The following is a 17,847-nucleotide window of genomic DNA, read 5'->3' as shown; positions in this document are numbered from 1 at the left end:
TTACGAGACTATGAACCAGCACACGCGCAACATCATTGTGGATTCCCTCATCCTGGTAGCGTTCAGCTCCATCCTCGGAGGTCTCAGCCTGTTGGTCTCCAAATCCTTTTCCGGAGACCCCAACCCGGCCCTGGACCTGATTACCGTAATGAAAAAAGCGGAGGCCAAGGAAGTCAACGCCTCCTCGGAACAGGAGGAGCAGGAAGCCCGGGTCAAGGGAATGAAAGAATTCGCACAGACCCTGAAAGAAGGGGAAAAACTGGCTGCGGCGGAAGGAAAGGCTTTTGTCAACATGACGGATCCCCATGGCAGAACCCCTGTCATGTGGATATGCTACGCCAACTACAACAACATTGAAACCACGCTGAAGCTGGAAGCCACGCGGGCTCCCTACCTGGAACGGCTTTTGGAAGACCCCCGCGTGGAAATCGACCGGAAAGACAAGGACGGATGGACCGCGCTGCACTGGGCTTCCTGGAGCGGGCTGGACCGCCTGTCCGACATGCTGATTGAAAGGAAAGCAGACATCAATAACCGGGAAGGCAACGGATTCACGCCTCTCATGCTGGCGGCTATGCGCGGCAATTTCCAGGTGGCGGCCCTGCTGCTGGAAAAAGGGGCGGACATGACCGCCGTCAACAAATTCGGCAAAAATGCCCTTCAACTGGCGGAAGAAGGGGCTCTCGCTTATCAATCCAGCTTTGACCTCACCAAGACGGAAGTTTCCAAAGCCCCGGTGGATTCCTTCATCCGCGCTTATGAAAAAGCCGTGGCCGGTCTGTCGCCCGCCCATGCGCCGGAATTCATGGAGGCCATGAAAAAAGCCGTGGGACGCCAGTCATTCGTGGAAACAGGGTATATTCTCCAGATCATCACGCGCTCCCTGAGCTCCAAAAACCTGCTCACGGAAGAACAGTCCGGAAAATTCCGGGAGGAAATCATCGGGACCATCGCGGGAAACTCCCGGATTATTGATGTCCGCGGCGTAGCCTTTGAACACACTGTGGATCTGCTCCGCAAAGCGGCGGGAAAATAACGGTCTTCCCTTCAGGGTTCAGACATCCGCCACTTTTGCTCTTGACCCCCTCACGCCTCCTTTCTAGGATTTGCGGCATACCATGGTCAGAGCATTGCGCACCGGCATCATGCTGTTTACCCTTCTGCTCGTCGTCATAGGCGGAACGGGGATGGTTTCCGTGTGCCCGTGCCATGAAGAAATCTTCATTTTTTCCTGTTCCTGTCATCAGGATGCCGCCCCCTGCGAAGGCCATGGGGACGATACATCCCACCCCAGTTCTTCCGCCCCTATGGCCGGGCATCTCTGCGAACACAGGCAGCTGGAGATTAGTGACCTGATGGTGCCTGTGCCTCATGCGCCTCTGCCCCAGCCTTACGTCATCTGGCAGACATTGCCGGATTTTCATCATCTGGCCCGCTCTCTTCTTCTCATAAGCCAAACATCGGATTCCGCAACGCCGGCTCCCCCTGACCCGTTCAGGAACACCGGGCCGGCGCATGAAGGCTTTCAACTTCCCCTGCTGATTTAACGGCTTCTTTCAGAAACGTCCCTGGAAGGCGTTTCCTGCGGTACGCTGCCTTTAATATGGCGTCCGCTTTATTTGTTTCCGCGGAGTTATTCGCCGCATTGTCCCAACCTGATCGAATCGAACTGCTTTTATTATCTTTTTCATCATGAAATCCACACCATTCTTCGCCGGGCTCAGCCTGACAGCCCTGCTCAGCTCATGCAGCGTCTACCACAGCGCGCCTATTGACCTGAACGCGGAGGAAGCCTCCTGGAAAGAGGCCTCCCGCGTAGATTCCCCTACCTCCATCACCCAGAACCAGGCCCGCCGGATCGGCCTGGTCATGAATCCGGATCTGAACAAAGCCCGGCTGAAACTGGCCTCCGGCAATGAAGTGGCCAGGCAATCGGGCTGGTGGAACGATCCCTCCTTTTCCTGGGGTATTGAACAAGTCCTCCAGGAAAATACGCTCAACATGTCCGGCAGCCTGGGCTTCACCATTCCCGTGACCGGCCTCCCCGCCCTGGAAAAAAAAGTGGCGGAACAATACAAAGAGGCTGATTTCTGGACTCTCCGCCAGGCGGAACTGGATTTTCTCAGTTCCCTGGACCAGGCATGGAGCAAATTGGCCGTTACCCGGCGCCGCAAGGCGGTCATCCGGGAGCGGCTGGATGCCATCCGGCAGGAAAACGGCATGATTGAACAGCTTATCGGCGCGGGGGAAGTGGATTTTTCCTCCCGGCAGGTAGCTTCCCAGCGCATGAATGACGCCATCCGGGAACTCCAGACCGTAACGGAAACGGAATTGGAGCAAAAGATGGAACTCGTCAAACTGATGGGGCTGCATCCTTCTGCGGTACGCAAACTCAGGGTCCTGACCAAACAGGGATTTCATCTGCCCGCCGCCGTGCCGGCTCCCGGCCCTTCAGCCTTGACCGCCTCTCCAAAAATCAAGGCCCAGCTGGCAGCCTACGCTACCACGGAAACATTATTCAAAACGGAAATCCGCCGGCAGTATCCGGAACTGGAACTCGGCCCCACTTTCACCCGCGATGACGGAGAAAAGGAAGTGGGCGGAGAAATAGGGTTCAATCTTCCTCTTTGGAACCGCAACCGCAAGGCTATCGCGGAAGCCCGCGGCACGCGGGACTTGTCCAGGCAGGAAACCATCCAGCTTTGGAAAACGGAATTATTCAACGCCCGCCAGCTTGACGCCAGCCAGCAGATGGCGCTCCGCCACTGCCGCACGGAACTTCAGCGCATGGAGGCCTTCGCCGCCTCCGTCCGGACTATGGAAAAGCTGCACGGCATTGGGGAAGCCTCCCTGCTGGAACTGGCGGAAAACCGCCACCAGCTTTACGAAAGCCGCCTGGCTTTTCTGGATAATCTGGACAAGCTGATGGCCATTCAGGCCCAGCTCCGTTACCTCACCCACGCCAACCTTTAATCCACATCAATCCTCCACCATCTTTAATGAACATGAAACATCTTTATTTTTCCATCATGTTGGGCCTGGCTCCTGTTTTCTGCCTCCATTCCGCACGCGGAGAACAAGCTGCCCCTGCGGAACACAAACACGGGGACGGCTCCGCCTGCACGGCGGAACACTGCCATGACGACCATCAGCACAAGGCAGGCGAAACCTGTACTCAAGGCCATGCCCATGAAGAACACAGGCATGCGGACGGAACCGTCTGCACAGGCGACCATGAACAGGAAGGCCACCAGCACGCGGAAGGAGAGGTCTGCACAGGCAGCCATGAACACGAGCACGAGGGGAAAAATTCCGGCCAACTGGGAGACATGATTCCCGTGCATGTGGATGAAAAAGCGCGCCATTCCCTGGACATGCGCTTTGAGAAAGTGGCGGAAGCCTCCCAAGGAGCGGCAAAAACCCTTCACGGGCAGATGGTCATCCCTCCCCATGCGGTGACCACATACGCCCTTCCCGCCGCAGGGCGCGTAACATTCAACGTCAAGTCCGCGCAACAGGTGCGCAAAGGGGAACTGCTGTACACGCTGGCTTCCCCGGATATTGTGGAAATGGAAGGGAACGCCGCCCAGGCGCAGGCTGCGCTGGACCGCGCCGCTGCGGAACTCAACACCCTCAGGGAACGCCGGGCCCAGTTGGAAAAAATCGGCACCCGCAACAGCGAACTGAATACTTCCATCCAATTCAAAGAGGCGGAAATCCACAGCCTCCGGGCCGCCCTGACCGCCAGCAACAATAAATTAAAACTGGTAATGGAATCCGGCGTATTGAAAAATAACCTGCTTTACATATACGCAGCGGCGGATGGTTCCGTCCAGTCCGTGAACATGACCCAGGGAGCCTGGGGAGAACAGGGCGCGCCCGCCCTCGTCATGACCAATAAAGGGGATCTGGAATTTTCCACGACCATTTATGGGGCGGATCCCGTCCATTACGCAAAAGCCCGGCTGGCCCTGACCAGCGGCAAAAATACGGAACTGCTGGACGGAACCCTGAGAGTAGCCGAACAGGTAGATCCCGCCACCCAGTCCCGGGCCCTGTATTTCACTCCGGGCCGCCTGCCGGAAGGGGCGCATGCCGGCCAACTGGCCCGGCTGGATTTGTATTCCGATGACGCCGCCGCGGAGGGCTTTATTCCCGTCCCCAACAGCGCCGTCGTCAAGGTAGGGGTGAACGACGTGGTTTTCATCAAGGCCGGGAACGACACATTTGTCATGAAAAAAGTGGAAACGCAGCCCTCCCGGCAGGGGAAAACGCCCGTCAGGGGGCTGATGCCGGGACAGACCATCGTCACCAAGGGAGGGTATGAATTGAAATACATCCTGCCCACCGGAGAGGCCGGAAGCAAAAAAGCTGCCGGACACTTCCACGCGGACGGCCAGTTCCATGAAGGAGAACACTAAACGATGTACAAAACGAAAGATTAAGGAACAAATACCACTAACGCCTTGGAACAGTCCCTTGAATCTCCGGTATTTAACGACAAGAATCCATGAACTTTCTAATTTCATTCTGCCTGAATAACAGGATCACCGTTATTCTGCTGACGATTGCGCTGGCAATCATCAGCATCTTCGTGGTGAAAAACATTCCCGTGGACGTATTCCCGGAACTGAAGGTTCCGCGTGTCACCATCCAGACGGAAGCCCCCGGACTTACTGCGGAAGAAGTGGAACAGTACATCACCATTCCCATTGAATCCGCCATGAACGGGACCGCCGGGGTCAAGGGCGTCCGCTCCTCCTCCGGCAGCGGCCTTTCCTTCGTATGGGTGGATTTCGACTGGGACAAAGATATCTACCAGGCCCGGCAGATTGTAACGGAACGCCTTGGAGCAGTCCGGGAATCCCTGCCGGAAGGAACATCCCCGGAACTGGCACCCATCGTCTCCATAACTGGGGAAATCATGCTCATCGCCCTGACGGGAGACAAGGACACCTCCAAGCTGGACATGCGACAACTGGCGGAATACAAGCTACGCACGCGCCTGCTGGCCATTCCCGGGGTGGGCCAGGTCACGGTGCTGGGCGGACGTCTGCCGGAATACCAGGTGATTTACGACCCCAATAAACTCAAACTGGCAGGGGTGGACCTTTCCAGCCTGAAAACGGCTGTTCAGGAATCCCAGTCCTCCGTCCCCGCAGGGTATCTGGAGGATGTGGCCGGGCAGGAACTCCCCATTCAGCAGGATACCCGCACCGCCAATATTGAACAGCTCAACCGCGCCCTGGTTCCGGATCATGCCTCCGGAATACTCCGGCTTCAGGATGTGGCGGAAGTCAAGATAGACGGTGCGCCGCGGCGGGGAGACGCCGGATTTATGGGGGAAGACGCTGTGGTGCTTTCCGTGCAGAAGGTGCCGGGAGCCAATACGCTGGCCCTGACGCAGGCCGTGGACGCAGCCGTCAGGGAATTCAGCCAAAGCCAGCTTCCCAAGGGAATGAAACTGCACACCACCGCCTATCGGCAGGCGGATTTCATAGAAATGTCCCTGGATAACGGCACGGAAACCCTCCTCATTGCCGGAGCGGTGGTCATGATCGTTATCTTCCTGACGCTGCTGAACCTGCGCACGGCCATCATCACGCTGATCTCCATGCCCCTGTCCATCCTGTTCGGAATGATGATGTTCCCCGTTTTCGGGCTGGCCATCAACATCATGACCCTGGGCGGCCTGGCCGTAGCCGTGGGAGACGTGGTGGACAACGCCATTATTTTCGTGGAAATAGCCTGGAGGCACCTGAACCGGAACGCCGCCCTGCCGAAAGATAAGCGCAAGAGCAAGTATGAAGTGCTGATGAACGCCAAGAGCGAAATCGTAGGCTCCATTTCCTTCTCTTCCGTCATCATCCTGCTGGTATTCACTCCGGTGCTCTTCCTGTCCGGTCTGGAAGGCCAGTTTTTCCGGCCGCTGGGAATCTCCTACATGCTAGCCCTGCTTTCTTCCCTTATTGTAGCTGTCACCATCACTCCGGTACTTTGTTACATATGGTTCAGGAAAAGCAAAAACGCCGCTACGCTGGAAAGCGGGGACTCCTTCAGCTCCCGCCTCATTAAGCGCATTTATACCCCCATTCTGGAATTCTGCCTGCGCTTTTCCAAAACGGTCTGCGCCATCATGGCAGCCATTACGCTGCTGGCCCTGTGGCTGGGGTCCACATTCGGCACCAGTTTCCTGCCGCCGTTCAACGAGGATTGCTACACAGTATTCGTCAGCACGGTGCCGGGCACTTCCCTGGATGAAACGGAACGTATCTCCCGGAAAGTCATGAAAGACATTGAACAGATTTCGGGGGTTCTCAGCGTCACCCAGCGCACGGGACGCGCGGAAAATGACGAACATGCGGAACCCGTCAGCGCCTCCGAACTGCTCGTGCGCGTGGATCTCAAGAAAGACCAGAAAGAATTGCGCGCCGCCATCAAGAAATGCATTGACGGCATTCCCGGCACCAGCTCCATGATCGGGTATCCGCTGGCCCATCGCATCAGTTCCGCTTTATCCGGCTCCAACTCGGAAATCGCCATCAACATTTACGGAACGGAGCTGCCCCAGCTCCGCCTGGCCGCCCGGAAAGCCAAGGAAATTCTGGAGAACATGCCGGAAGTGGCGGATGCGCGCGCCAACCGGGAAATTATGGTGGATACTATCCGCGTGCAGTACAATCAGGAAGCCCTGGCTTCCTACGGCCTGACCATGGCGAATGCTGCGGAACAGGTTTCCACGGCCATGAACGGACAAAAACTGGGAGAAGTCATCAAAAACCAGGACCATTGGAACATTGTGCTGCGCATTGATCCCAGACTTAAAACGTCCATGGAAGACGTCAAAAACCTGGAACTTATTTCCCCTAACAAAAAAACCGTGCGCCTGGACGACGTGGCGCAGGTGTACCGGGAGGAAGTTTCCAACCTCATCCTGAGGGACAACACCATGCGGAAAGCCATGATTTCCTGTAATCCCTCCCCCAATTCCAACCTGGGAGACCTCGCGAAGGCCTGTCGGGAACAATTGGACCCGGTCATGAATGCCATGGGCTGTACCGTGGACTATGACGGCACTATCAAAGCGCGGGAATCCGCCTCACAACGGCTTTACGCCCTGGGCGCCATCGTCATGGTGCTCATCGTTCTGCTTCTATCCTCCGCACTGGGAAGCGTCCGGCGCGCCATGCTGACCCTGGTGAACATACCGCTGTGCCTGGTGGGCGGCATCGTAGCCGTTTTCCTGGCCTCTCCCGGCACACTGGCCTCCCTGTTCGGGGAAGCCTATATCCCGCCCATTCTTTCCGTGGCTTCCATTGTGGGATTCGTGACCGTCATCGGCTTCGCCATCCGCAGCGGCCTGATTCTGCTCAACAGGTACCGGGCCCTGGAACATCAGGGAATGGAACCCGCGGAAGCCATACGGGAAGGTTCTCTGGAACGCGTGGTCCCCATCATCATGACTTCCCTGACTACCGTGCTGGGGCTGCTCCCGCTGATCTGGGCCATTGACCAGCCCGGAGGCGAACTGCTCGGCCCTCTGGCCGTCGTCCAGTTCGGCGGACTGGTGACGGCCACCATTCTGAACCTGCTCATCATTCCGGCCACAGCCAAACTCTTTTCCCGCTGGATTGCCTCCCGGCGGAAGGAATTGAAAGCCACCTCCTGATTCATTCAGGACTCCGGCGGCGGAACCGGGGAGGGGATAAGCCCCGGTTCCGCTTTTTACAACAACAGACATAACGAATCCTTGCCTTGCAGGCCAATAAGGAGCACACATGGAGGTTCAAGCTTCACCTTCATGCCCAAACGGAAATCCACCAGAGAGCACCTGCTCAATACGGGCGCCATGATCGTCGCGGAATCCGGGCTGCGCGCCCTCACCGTGCGCGGTCTGTCCCTGCGGGCCGGCACCAATACAGGAAGCTTTGTCTATCACTTCGGCAACCGGGAAGCTTTTCTGACCGAGCTTCTGGAACGCTGGTACGAACCTCTGTTCACCGGAATCAGAACCCACGCCAACATTCATCTTCCGGCCTTTGAAAAATTGGAAGCCATCTTGGGTGACGTCATGGAATTCCTGTTGCGTCACGGCCAGTTCATCGCCCAGCTGGTGCTGGATGCCCTGGCTGGGGAACGGGCAGCCATCCGTTTCATTTCAGGAATCCATACGCGCCATCCCCTCGTGCTGCTGGAAACCATACGGGAAGCCCAGCAGGAGGGATCCGTACTCATGGGAGACCCCATGAACATCCTCGTTTACCTTGCCTGCTGCGGAGGAGCCCCCTTTATTCTTTCCGGACAACTCCAAGTGCACGACCCGAAAGCGGCACGGCCCATTCTCGATTTGCTGGGGTCTCTCCTCAATGACCCGGAAAGCGCCAGGCAACGCATGACCTGGGCGCTCCGTGGCGTCCGGCTGGTTTGAGAATTCGTGCAAGGGAAGATCGGAAAACCGCATCACTCCCCAGACTCTCCCTGCCGGACAGAAATACCGCAGCCTTTACACGCATACCCCCTTCTTATCTCCGCCAGTGGGGGCGATGATGCGGACGGGGAGGCGGAGGCGGGGGATTATGGCGGCGCCAGTCATTGCGGTACCTGTCCTTGTCGCGGTCATGCTGGACAGCCGCTCCAATGGCGGCGCCGGCAGCCAGCGCCCCCACACCGATAGCGGCGGCTCCGCCGGGCGTTACGGAGCTGTTCCCATAGCTGTCCGTCGTGCAGGACGGCATGAAAGAAAGCGCCATTCCCGCCAGTGGAAGAAGCCAGAATGATTTGATATGCTTGTTCATGGAATGAAAAATACTGGTTAATACCGGTGACCCGGTTACATCCGGTAAGCGTGGAATCCCCTTATCATTTGTTTAAATATGTCACGGTCCGGAACGGAATTTCCGGAACCACAACAGTTAAGCGCACAGCGGACTTTTCATTACCCTCTGTTCCGGCGTTCCTGAATACGGAAATCCGCATGCACTGCAAAAAAACAGACATGCGGATGAGAAAAACGTTCATCTTCCAGAAAACTTCGGAAACGTCCGTAGGCTTATTTCTGTTCTACCACAGGCTCAATACGAACGGGGCTCTGAATATCAAACAGGCTCTTGCGCAACAGGTAGCCTCCGCTTTGCAGGGCAAATGCACTGGACGGGAATTTTTCCGCCAGTTCACGGTAAAAAGCGCCTGCGGCGGCATTGTCTTTCTTAGCCCGGGCAATGTCCCCCAGGCACATGGTGGCAAAACCGGAGAAAGTGGGATCTCCAGCATCCACCACGGAACGGAACAGCCCTTCCGCCTCATTCGCTTTCCCCCGGTTCATCAGGCGGCATGCCAGGGTAACGGACGCCTGGGCTTTCCATTCCTCCGTGGGAGCGGAATCAATAAAAGCTTTCATTTTGGCCACGCCTTCATCCTCCTTGCCAGCGTTCCACAGGGCAACGGCCTGAAGATAAGAGGCGGTGACGGCGGCGCGGGAACTGTCAAAATCAGCTACCACCTGCTGAAGCCCCTGTTCGTTCAAGGAAATTTCCCCGGTTGCCGGGGATTCCGGCATAGCGGCCACCAGAGCGGCGCCAGCCTTTCTTTCCATGGAGTCCTGTACGCCATTATAAATAATCCATCCGGCGGCTCCAAGGACGCATAGCAATACAACCAGCGCAACCTTGCCGTAATGTTCATCCAAAAACTGTTCGTGCCTGGACGGACCGACGGAAATCTCCGCAAACGCGCTTCCGTCGCCCATCGGCATATTGTCCATGGCCCGTTTAATATCCTTGATATCCATAATATGTTGAAGAGGTTTCTACCGTGTTGTCCCAGCCAAATCAATCAGCTTTTTACTTATCTTCGCCATGTTCCAGAAGCTGGAGGGAATCCTTCAGGCCCAGATTCCTGTAGATTTCCCGCGTAGCCCGGCTCTGGTTAAGCGTATAAAAATGAATGCCGTCCACGTCGGAATCCAGCAGCTCGGCGCACTGGCTGGAGGCATACTGAATGCCTACCTCCTGAATAGCGTCCGGATTGGAACCCGCACGCTTCAGCGCCTTGAGCAGTCTGGCCGGGAAACAGGTGCCTCCGGAAAGCTCTGCCATGCGGTTCATGCCGGACAGGCTGGTCACAGGCATGATTCCCGCCAGGATGGGCACCTTGATGCCGGCCAGCAGACAGCGTTCCCGGTAATCCAGAAAAGAATGATTGTCAAAAAACAGCTGGGTACAGATATAATCCGCGCCGGCATCCACTTTGGCTTTCAGGAAATCCATCTCGCGCAAGCGGTTAGGAGTAGCCGGATGACCTTCCGGGAAACCGGCCACGCCTATGGCGAATCCCTCCGGATCCGGATGGCGGCCGGATTCATTATACCCACGGATGAAAGCCACCAGATCCGCCGCATGGCGGAAAGCATCCGCATCACGGTTGTAATCCTCCGCTCCCCGGGGAGGGTCTCCCCGGAGTGCAAGAACGGCCCGCACTCCTGCCCGGGCGTATTGATCCAGAATATTCCATACCTCCTCCCGGCTATGGCCTACGCAGGTGAGGTGGGGTACCGTAGGAATACGGGATTCATGCTGGATGCGCAGCACCACCTCGCGGGTAAGCTCGCGGGTGGAGCCTCCTGCGCCGTACGTCACGCTGACGAAGCTGGGGCGGTAAGGCTCCAGTTCACGAATGGTCTGGTACAAGGCCGACGCAGCCTGCTCGTTTTTGGGCGGGAAAAATTCAAAGGACAGGCTGGGACCGGCTCCCGATTGCAATCTTTCTCTCAGGTGCACTTCTCTTTATGCTTGGCTTGACTGGATATGGGGCCGCATCACGGCTCCATGGGAATCATCACCGGTTTGGGAGCTTCCACGGGAACGGGGGAAGGGGACGCGGACTTGTTTTCTTCCGTCATGTTTTCCTGCCAGCTTGCAGGCGGAACAATGACTTCATCCCCCGGCTTGATGGGTTCCTTGTCATTATGATCAAAAAGCGTATTACGCTTCACGTAGGACTGGAACACCTTCCCGTCCGGGTCAACCCCGTCGATAATCAGGGAGACGAAAATGCTTCCGCGCCTGCGGATGCCCAGTTCCTGCCCCACTTTCAGGTCGGGCTGGCCGATGGACTGGAACAGAACCAGGTTAGCGTCACGGTAGTATTCCGTCACACGGCCCACCTGCTCCGCATCCTTGATTTCATTAAGCCATTGCAGCCGGGGATCTCCCTTCTCCATGCTCTGGCGTTCCAACAAATCGCGTTCTTCCTCCGCCAGGGCATGGCGCTTCTTCAGTTCTTCATTCTCCTTCTTCATCCGTTCCAGCTCCGCCGAGACATGAGCCAGCTCCTCACTCACCACGGGGTCCGCCACCACCACCGGCTGAACGGCGGAGGCAGGAGCCTGCGTGGGCATCGGAAGATAAGGGGAGGGATTGGCCGGCGCCGGAGCGGAGGCCATCTGCTGCTGTTGCTGAATCACATCCATCCTTGAAGAAATATTCACATAAATCATTCCTAGAACAGCCAGCACCACCACCAGAAACGCCAGGATAAGAATGCGGAAATTGCTCATGTCGTCAAACGGTAGAGAAATTATTAAATATCGTTAATAGGAATAATTAAGATAGAACTGGAATTGGCCCCCGCGGTCAATGGCGTTGTTCTTCTGAATCGGAATGGCATAGTCCACTGCCAGCGGGCCGATGGGCAGGTTCAAGCGCAGGCCGATCCCGTAGTCGGAAACTATTTTGGACGTGCTGAAGTCAAAGGAGTCCCCGTTGACAAAGCCGATGTCATAAAACACCGCGACGCGCACTTCTTCAATCACGGGAATGGAATATTCAAACTGGCAGAAGAAGGAGGAACGGCCGCCCATCGTTTCATCACCGCTCAGGGCGGGATCGTACGGCGCCACGTCCCGGAAACGGAAACCACGCATGTTGTACGGCCCGCCGAGGTAGAGGCGCTCAAAAATGGGTACATCGTGGCTGCCATAGGAATCCACGGTAGCCGCACCGGCATTGATGCTGAAAATGGTGTCTCCGCGCAAATTCCAGTAATAGGAGCCATTCACGCCGAAGTTGTATGTATGCACATCGCCGCCCAGGCCGGAATAACCGGCCAGTACTTCAAATTTGCCTCCCTTGCGGGGGAAAATCTGCGCGTCTCGGGTATCAATGGTGTAGGAAAGCTCCACATGGCTGCGCAGGTAATCTCCGTCCTGTTGCCAGAAGAAGATAGGGGCGTTCCCCTCGGCGTCAATACGGTACTGTTCCAGACGGTATTCCAGCTTCACGTAATCCAACTCCCCGATCGGTTTGCGGAGGGAAATGGCAAAGCCATAGTTCTGCTGGTCGTAATAATCGGAAAAATATGAGGAATTGCTGTAAAAAATTTCCGTCCCGAAGGCCAGCTTGCGGTGCAGGAACCACGGATCCACCCAGGAGATGCTGGCATCCTGCGTTTCAAAACCGACGCGGGCGTTAATCGCGAAACGCTGGCCGCCGCCCACGAAAGAGGACCAGTCATACATGTCAAAGTTGGACTGGGTGATGCCAGCGAACAGATAAACGCTTTCAATAGAGGAAAATGCCACGCCGATATTCAGGGACCCCGTACGTTTTTCCGCCACCTCGATATTGATATCACGGTAGCCGGGCCGCGTGGACCCCACCTGGGCCACGTCCACCATGTCAAAATAGTTCAGGTTCTGGAGACGCTTCTGGGCGGTATCCAGATCCACGGCGTTCATGGGGTCATTGGACTGGAGGGGAAGTTCCTGGCGGATAACGTAATCCTTTGTGCGGTTATTCCCGGTCAGGCGGATGTTGCCTACGCGGTAGGGATTGCCTTCCGTCACATGGTACACGATGTTGATCTGACCGTACCCTGTTTTGGGATCAACGCCCACTTCCTGAATGTCCGGACGCACGGAGGCGTCCGCATACCCCCGGGAACCGTAATAACGGCGGATCATCGTCACGTCGTCGGCCACTTTCTGGGCGGAATAGGTATCTCCGTTATACATGCTCAGGCCGGGAATCAGTTCCTGGGCCGTAAACACCTTGGTGGGACCGAAGGCAACCTGGTTAACCTTGTAGCGGCGCCCCTCGGTAAGGGTAATTTTCATGATCAGCTTTTGCTCATTGCCCTTGCCGGCGTCGAAATATTCCACCTTGTCCAGCTTGACGCGCAAGTAACCTTTATTGCGGTAATAAGTCACCAATTCCGCCAGATCGTCCTCTACCTGCTCACGGTCAATGCGTCCGGACTTGGTAATCCAGGTCAGCCAGCCCTTCTCCTTGGTTTTCATCACCTGTCGAAGATCCTTGGCGCTGATGTGTTCATTGCCCACAAAGTCAATCTTGATAATATTGGCCTTTTTCCCTTCGTTGATATCGAAGACCACATCCACAAAGCCGGGCCGTTCCGTTTTCTGGTAAAAATAGGAAACGCGTACATCCGGATACCGGGCTTCCTGATAGTAAGTGCGCAGCTTGGCAATAGCGCTGCTCAGGGCCTTATCGCTGAGAGCTTCCCCCCCCTTCAGCCCGCATTCCTCGGAGAGGTCCCTGTTGTCAAACGCGGTATTGCCGCGGAACCCCACGCCGCCCAGCAGATTCTGGGCAGCCATTTCAAACACCACCGACACGCCGTCGCCGGAAGGCTCCACGGCCACCGTTGTATTGCCGCCTACCAGACCGCTTTCCAACAGCCGTTCCAAGTCCTTGTTAACCACTTCCGGGGAATAACTGGTGCCCGGCTGCGTAGCCAGCAAATTTTTCAGACGGTCTTCGGACACGGTCTTGCCGGTGCTTCTGTACCGCACGGAAACGCTTTTCACAGGCCGCCCCTCATACGCCTGGTCGCCGGGAAGAAGCCCCGTGCCCGGCCCCAGTTCCCGCATTACCTGTTCCGGAGTCATCACGGAACCATAGCCGCCTCTGTTAAGGGAAGTTTCATCCTGGGCCAAAACAGCCGAACATGCTATCAAGGGAAAGGAAACACACAAAAAAACGGGACGAATCATGAGAGCTGAACTTAATGCTTGGGATATAAAGGACTTTTCCTCTTGCATAGTCAAGACGTGATTCCGCGTAGAACACAGTTGTAGCGCGCCTCTTTACGCCGCATGCGCGTGCGCGCTTAAGGACGAAGCAGCCTTCGCATTTGCGGAGGTCCATGCTCTTTACGCCGCATGCGCGTGCGCGCTTAAGGGGGCAATTGTGTCATTCCCGTGCAATAGCTTGCACTCCAGATACGCTCTCATTAAAGTCATTGCCGCTCGTGTTTTGACCGCTGCCGCCATCCCGGAGCCGAAACAGAACCATTTTCTATTAACACTGACCGTATTATTTATGGAAATCAACGTTGATATTCAACCGGACTGCACAGCCACGCTGAAAGCTTCCATCCCCGCAGAAACCACGTCTGCGCGCCGCGCCTCCATTGTGGATTCCTACGCCGCCAAAGCCAAGCTTCCCGGCTTCCGCCCCGGCAAAACCCCCAAGTCCATCATTGAAAAGCGCTTCAAGAAAGAAATTGAAGAAGAACTGCTGGATACCCTTTTTGAAACGGCCTGCTCCGCCGCTCTGGAAGAAAACCCCAAATTGAAAGTGCTCAACTTTGGAAAGCCGGAACATTCCCTGGACGACCAGGGCAACTACGCCGCTACCAGCACGATGACCGTGGTTCCCGAATTTGAATTGCCGGAATACAAAGGCATCGAAGTCAAGGTCCCCTCTTCCGAAGTAACGGAAGCAGACGTAGAGGAAGCGCTGAACTCCCTGGCTGAACAAATCGCGGAATTCACCCCCGTGCACCGCGCCGCCAAAAAAGACGACGTAGCGATCATCGACTTCAAAACCACGTTGGACGGCAAGCCCGTAGCGGAAGCCGTAGGCAAACCCGTAGGCTTCCTGGAAGGCCGTGACGGCCAGTGGATGAAGGTGGAAGACGATCAATTCCTGCCCGGCTTCGCCTCTGCCCTGGAAGGCCTGAATGCCGGTGACAGCAAGGATATCACCGTCACCATTCCGGATACCTTCCCAATTACGGAACTGCGCGGCAAGGAACTCGTCTTCCATGCCACGGTGAAAGAAGTACGTGAAAAACAGCTTCCGGTCATGGATGACGCCTTTGCGGAAAAAGTGCTTCCCGGCAAAAACCTGGAAGAATTGAAAACCGCCCTGAAGGAAAACCTGGCCCAGCGCAAAGCCATGCAAATTGATGAAGCCAAAGCCGATCAGATCACGGAAAAGCTGGCGGACATGCTTGACTTCAATCTTCCGGAAGCCGTCGTAGAACGCGAAGTGTACGGCATCCTCCAGCAGAAAATGCAGCAGGCCATGTACAGCGGAAACGCCCCGGCGGACATGGATAAATTTGTTGAGGAAGCCCGGGAAGAAGCCAGACAGGAGGCCAAGCGCAACCTCAAGGTCTTCTTCATGCTTCAGGAAGTGGCCCAGGTGGAAAAAATTGCCGTCACGGAAATGGAGCTTTACAACGAAGTGGCCCGCCAGGCCCGCCAGCAGAAAAAGAATCTCAAATCCTACATCCGCGAACTTCAGCGCGAAGGCCGCGTGCATGGCATCAGAATGAGCCTGCTGACAGCCAAGGTTCTGGACTTCCTGACAAAAGAGGCCAAAGTAACGGTAGACGAGCAGTAACCCCTCCTCTGCACAAAACACCTTATCAGGGGGAGTTGGCGCGCACATGCCCGACTCCCCCGTTTTGCGTCCTGCAGACGGGTAACGTACATTGAAAAAACAATATCCTATCTTCCATCAACATGTTTCAAGACCAATCTTCCAAATCAAGTCCCGCAAACTCCTACTATGTGCCCATGGTGGTGGAGCAGGACGGCCGCGGCGAACGCGCTTTTGACATTTACTCCCGCCTCCTGAAAGACCGCGTTATCTTCATCGGCTCCGCTATTGACGACGATGTGGCGAATTCCGTCATTGCCCAGCTCCTGTTCCTTCAGATGGCTGATCCGAAAAAGGACATCCACGTTTACATCAACTCCCCCGGAGGGTCCGTCACGGCGGGTCTCGCGATTTACGACACGATGCAATTCGTCTCTTGCGACGTAAACACGTATTGCCTGGGCATAGCAGCCTCCATGGGCTCCGTGCTTCTGGCCGCGGGAGCTCCCGGCAAACGCTTCTGCCTGCCGAACTCCCACGTAATGATTCACCAGGTTTCCGGCGGCGCCCAGGGCACCGCTTCAGATGTGGAACGCACCATCGGCTTCATGTTCAACCTCAAAAAACGTCTCAACGGCATTCTGGCCAAACACACCGGCAAAACCGAAAAACAGATTGAAAAGGATGCCGACCGCGACAACTACATGACTGCTGAGGAAGCCGTGGCCTACGGCCTGGTGGATAAAGTTCTGACGCACCATTCCAACGACCAGGACGACAAGAAAAAAGCCAAGGCCTGATCCCTCCCTCCGCCATTTCTCTCTACCTGAACAACCATGTCCGGTTCCACTCATCATCTTCCTGCCTGTTCCTGCTGCGGCAAGCCCGGGAACAAGGTGGACAAGCTCATTCAGATTGCGGAAGACTTTTACATCTGCAACAATTGCGTTGAAATTTGCGTCAACATGATTGTGAAGGACACAGGCCTTCCTATGGCAGCCCGCTTCATCCGCGGCATCCTGAATATGGAGCCCTCCGCCTATGCCATGTGCCAGGCGGAAGCCCGCAAGGAGGCAGCTGCAGACATGCTCAGGGAAACGGCGGCCGGACCGGCCGCCTACGAAGGCCCGCTGCCTACGCCGGAAGAAATGTGCGCCACGCTCAACCAGTATGTCATCGGGCAGGACTATGCCAAGAAAGTGCTTTCCGTAGCCGTGTACAACCACTACATGCGCCTGCGCCAAAGTGCCGTCATGCTGGAAGACAAATCCCTGGACGATGTGGAGATTGAAAAATCCAACATCCTGCTGGCCGGCCCCACCGGCTCCGGGAAAACCCTGCTGGCGAAAACGCTGGCGAAAATGCTCAACGTCCCGTTCTGCATTGTGGACGCCACCACGCTGACGGAAGCCGGTTACGTGGGGGAAGATGTGGAAAACATCATCCTGCGCCTGCTCCAGGCTGCCAACTTTGACGTAGCGAAAGCGGAACAGGGCATCATCTATGTGGATGAAATCGACAAAATCGGCCGTAAAACCCAGAATGTCTCCGTTACGAGAGACGTCTCCGGGGAAGGCGTGCAGCAGGCTTTGCTGAAAATCATTGAAGGCACTGTTTGCAACGTTCCGCCCACCGGAGGCCGCAAGCACCCGCAACAGGAATACATCCGCGTCAACACGGAAAAAATCCTCTTCATTGTCGGCGGCGCTTTCGTCGGTCTGGAAGACATCATCCGCAAACGTCTCGGCGCCACCCAAATGGGATTCGGAGCCATCACGGAACAACGCGACCGCAAGGAATACTCGGAAGAGGAAATACTGGCGCAGGCCATGCCGGAAGATCTCTTCTCCTTCGGCATGATTCCGGAATTCGTAGGCCGTCTGCCCATCTTCTGCCCGCTCTCCAAACTGGATGAAAGCCAGCTCGTCCGCCTGCTTACGGAACCCAAAAACGCCCTGGTCAAGCAATATTCCAAACTGCTCGCCATGTACGGCGCCAAACTGGACGTGCAGCCGGACGCCCTGAAAGCCATGGCTGCCGAAGCCATGGAACGCGGCACGGGTGCCCGCGCTCTGCGTTCCATCTTTGAAACTCTTATGCTGGACGTCATGTACAAGGTGCCCAGCATGAAAAATGCGGATTCCGTCACCATCACCCGGGAAACGGTTACCGGCAGCAAACCGGCTCAAATCCACCAGGCCTCCTAACCCCCCTGCTC

General features: G+C 56.2%; 14 protein-coding genes. 9 read left to right on the top strand and 5 right to left on the bottom strand.

Annotation, left to right across the window (positions count from 1 at the left end; genetic code table 11):
* The first annotated feature begins 10 nt into the window (after positions 1 to 10).
* From B3075_RS10150 to B3075_RS10125, 6 genes are all read left to right on the top strand, one after another.
* Positions 11 to 1,036 carry an ankyrin repeat domain-containing protein gene (locus B3075_RS10150; RefSeq protein ID WP_290488829.1) on the top strand — a complete coding sequence of 342 codons (1,026 nt, stop codon included), beginning with the start codon at positions 11 to 13 and terminating at the stop codon, positions 1,034 to 1,036.
* An 82-nt stretch (positions 1,037 to 1,118) separates the two neighbouring features.
* Positions 1,119 to 1,547, top strand: coding sequence for a hypothetical protein (locus B3075_RS10145; RefSeq protein WP_290488827.1), 429 nt, complete (start codon positions 1,119 to 1,121; stop codon positions 1,545 to 1,547).
* 145 nt (positions 1,548 to 1,692) lie between these two features.
* A complete protein-coding gene (locus B3075_RS10140; protein WP_290488825.1) occupies positions 1,693 to 2,973 on the top strand; it encodes a TolC family protein in 1,281 nt (426 codons plus the stop codon).
* Positions 2,974 to 3,005: 32 nt separating this feature from the next.
* Positions 3,006 to 4,421: an efflux RND transporter periplasmic adaptor subunit gene (locus tag B3075_RS10135; RefSeq protein ID WP_290488823.1), complete on the top strand. Its 1,416-nt coding sequence runs from the start codon at positions 3,006 to 3,008 to the stop codon at positions 4,419 to 4,421.
* Positions 4,422 to 4,510: 89 nt separating this feature from the next.
* Positions 4,511 to 7,669 (top strand): efflux RND transporter permease subunit, encoded by a 3,159-nt coding sequence (locus tag B3075_RS10130; RefSeq protein WP_290488821.1) that lies wholly within the window; start codon positions 4,511 to 4,513, stop codon positions 7,667 to 7,669.
* A gap of 132 nt (positions 7,670 to 7,801) precedes the next feature.
* Complete coding sequence (locus tag B3075_RS10125; RefSeq protein ID WP_290488819.1) at positions 7,802 to 8,428, top strand: TetR/AcrR family transcriptional regulator; 627 nt, start codon at positions 7,802 to 7,804, stop codon at positions 8,426 to 8,428.
* Between the two features lie 94 nt (positions 8,429 to 8,522).
* On the opposite strand, the gene B3075_RS10120 is transcribed toward B3075_RS10125, so the two are convergent.
* The 5 genes from B3075_RS10120 to bamA form a co-directional block, all read right to left on the bottom strand.
* On the bottom strand, positions 8,523 to 8,795 hold the full coding sequence (locus tag B3075_RS10120) for a hypothetical protein (protein WP_094137322.1): 273 nt from the start codon (positions 8,793 to 8,795) through the stop codon (positions 8,523 to 8,525).
* A gap of 254 nt (positions 8,796 to 9,049) precedes the next feature.
* Positions 9,050 to 9,787, bottom strand: a complete 738-nt coding sequence (locus B3075_RS10115) for a tetratricopeptide repeat protein (RefSeq protein ID WP_290488817.1) — start codon at positions 9,785 to 9,787, stop codon at positions 9,050 to 9,052.
* A gap of 52 nt (positions 9,788 to 9,839) precedes the next feature.
* Positions 9,840 to 10,775 (bottom strand): methylenetetrahydrofolate reductase [NAD(P)H], encoded by a 936-nt coding sequence (metF, locus tag B3075_RS10110; RefSeq protein ID WP_290488815.1) that lies wholly within the window; start codon positions 10,773 to 10,775, stop codon positions 9,840 to 9,842.
* A gap of 38 nt (positions 10,776 to 10,813) precedes the next feature.
* Positions 10,814 to 11,554 carry a hypothetical protein gene (locus B3075_RS10105; protein ID WP_094137319.1) on the bottom strand — a complete coding sequence of 247 codons (741 nt, stop codon included), beginning with the start codon at positions 11,552 to 11,554 and terminating at the stop codon, positions 10,814 to 10,816.
* A 33-nt stretch (positions 11,555 to 11,587) separates the two neighbouring features.
* A complete protein-coding gene (gene bamA, locus B3075_RS10100; RefSeq protein WP_290488813.1) occupies positions 11,588 to 13,954 on the bottom strand; it encodes an outer membrane protein assembly factor BamA in 2,367 nt (788 codons plus the stop codon).
* A 385-nt stretch (positions 13,955 to 14,339) separates the two neighbouring features.
* Here bamA and tig point away from each other — a divergent pair, with 385 nt between their 5' ends.
* The 3 genes from tig (at position 14,340) to clpX (ending at position 17,836) form a co-directional block, all read left to right on the top strand.
* The gene (tig, locus tag B3075_RS10095; protein WP_290488812.1) at positions 14,340 to 15,650 is read left to right on the top strand and encodes a trigger factor; all 1,311 of its coding nucleotides are present in this window, start codon (positions 14,340 to 14,342) and stop codon (positions 15,648 to 15,650) included.
* A gap of 122 nt (positions 15,651 to 15,772) precedes the next feature.
* Entirely contained in the window at positions 15,773 to 16,429 is a 657-nt protein-coding gene (locus B3075_RS10090; protein ID WP_290488811.1) for an ATP-dependent Clp protease proteolytic subunit, read from the top strand.
* Positions 16,430 to 16,465: 36 nt separating this feature from the next.
* Entirely contained in the window at positions 16,466 to 17,836 is a 1,371-nt protein-coding gene (clpX, locus tag B3075_RS10085; protein WP_290488809.1) for an ATP-dependent Clp protease ATP-binding subunit ClpX, read from the top strand.
* The last annotated feature ends 11 nt before the right edge of the window (positions 17,837 to 17,847 follow it).

It is taken from the genome of Akkermansia sp. UBA7090 (genome assembly GCF_002493465.1).
Lineage (GTDB): Bacteria > Verrucomicrobiota > Verrucomicrobiia > Verrucomicrobiales > Akkermansiaceae > Akkermansia > Akkermansia muciniphila_A.
Note: the sequence above shows the minus strand (reverse complement) of the source record. Positions and strands in the feature narration are given on the sequence as shown.

What these genes read in the sequence shown, in the direction of transcription:
- B3075_RS10105 (WP_094137319.1), bottom strand. Translation starts at nt 11,554, where the DNA reads ATGAGCAATTTCCGCATTCTTATCCTGGCGTTTCTGGTGGTGGTGCTG.
- B3075_RS10125 (WP_290488819.1), top strand. Translation starts at nt 7,802, where the DNA reads ATGCCCAAACGGAAATCCACCAGAGAGCACCTGCTCAATACGGGCGCC.
- B3075_RS10135 (WP_290488823.1), top strand. Translation starts at nt 3,006, where the DNA reads ATGAAACATCTTTATTTTTCCATCATGTTGGGCCTGGCTCCTGTTTTC.
- B3075_RS10115 (WP_290488817.1), bottom strand. Translation starts at nt 9,787, where the DNA reads ATGGATATCAAGGATATTAAACGGGCCATGGACAATATGCCGATGGGC.
- B3075_RS10150 (WP_290488829.1), top strand. Translation starts at nt 11, where the DNA reads ATGAACCAGCACACGCGCAACATCATTGTGGATTCCCTCATCCTGGTA.
- B3075_RS10130 (WP_290488821.1), top strand. Translation starts at nt 4,511, where the DNA reads ATGAACTTTCTAATTTCATTCTGCCTGAATAACAGGATCACCGTTATT.
- B3075_RS10090 (WP_290488811.1), top strand. Translation starts at nt 15,773, where the DNA reads ATGTTTCAAGACCAATCTTCCAAATCAAGTCCCGCAAACTCCTACTAT.
- tig (WP_290488812.1), top strand. Translation starts at nt 14,340, where the DNA reads ATGGAAATCAACGTTGATATTCAACCGGACTGCACAGCCACGCTGAAA.
- B3075_RS10120 (WP_094137322.1), bottom strand. Translation starts at nt 8,795, where the DNA reads ATGAACAAGCATATCAAATCATTCTGGCTTCTTCCACTGGCGGGAATG.
- clpX (WP_290488809.1), top strand. Translation starts at nt 16,466, where the DNA reads ATGTCCGGTTCCACTCATCATCTTCCTGCCTGTTCCTGCTGCGGCAAG.
- B3075_RS10145 (WP_290488827.1), top strand. Translation starts at nt 1,119, where the DNA reads ATGGTCAGAGCATTGCGCACCGGCATCATGCTGTTTACCCTTCTGCTC.
- B3075_RS10140 (WP_290488825.1), top strand. Translation starts at nt 1,693, where the DNA reads ATGAAATCCACACCATTCTTCGCCGGGCTCAGCCTGACAGCCCTGCTC.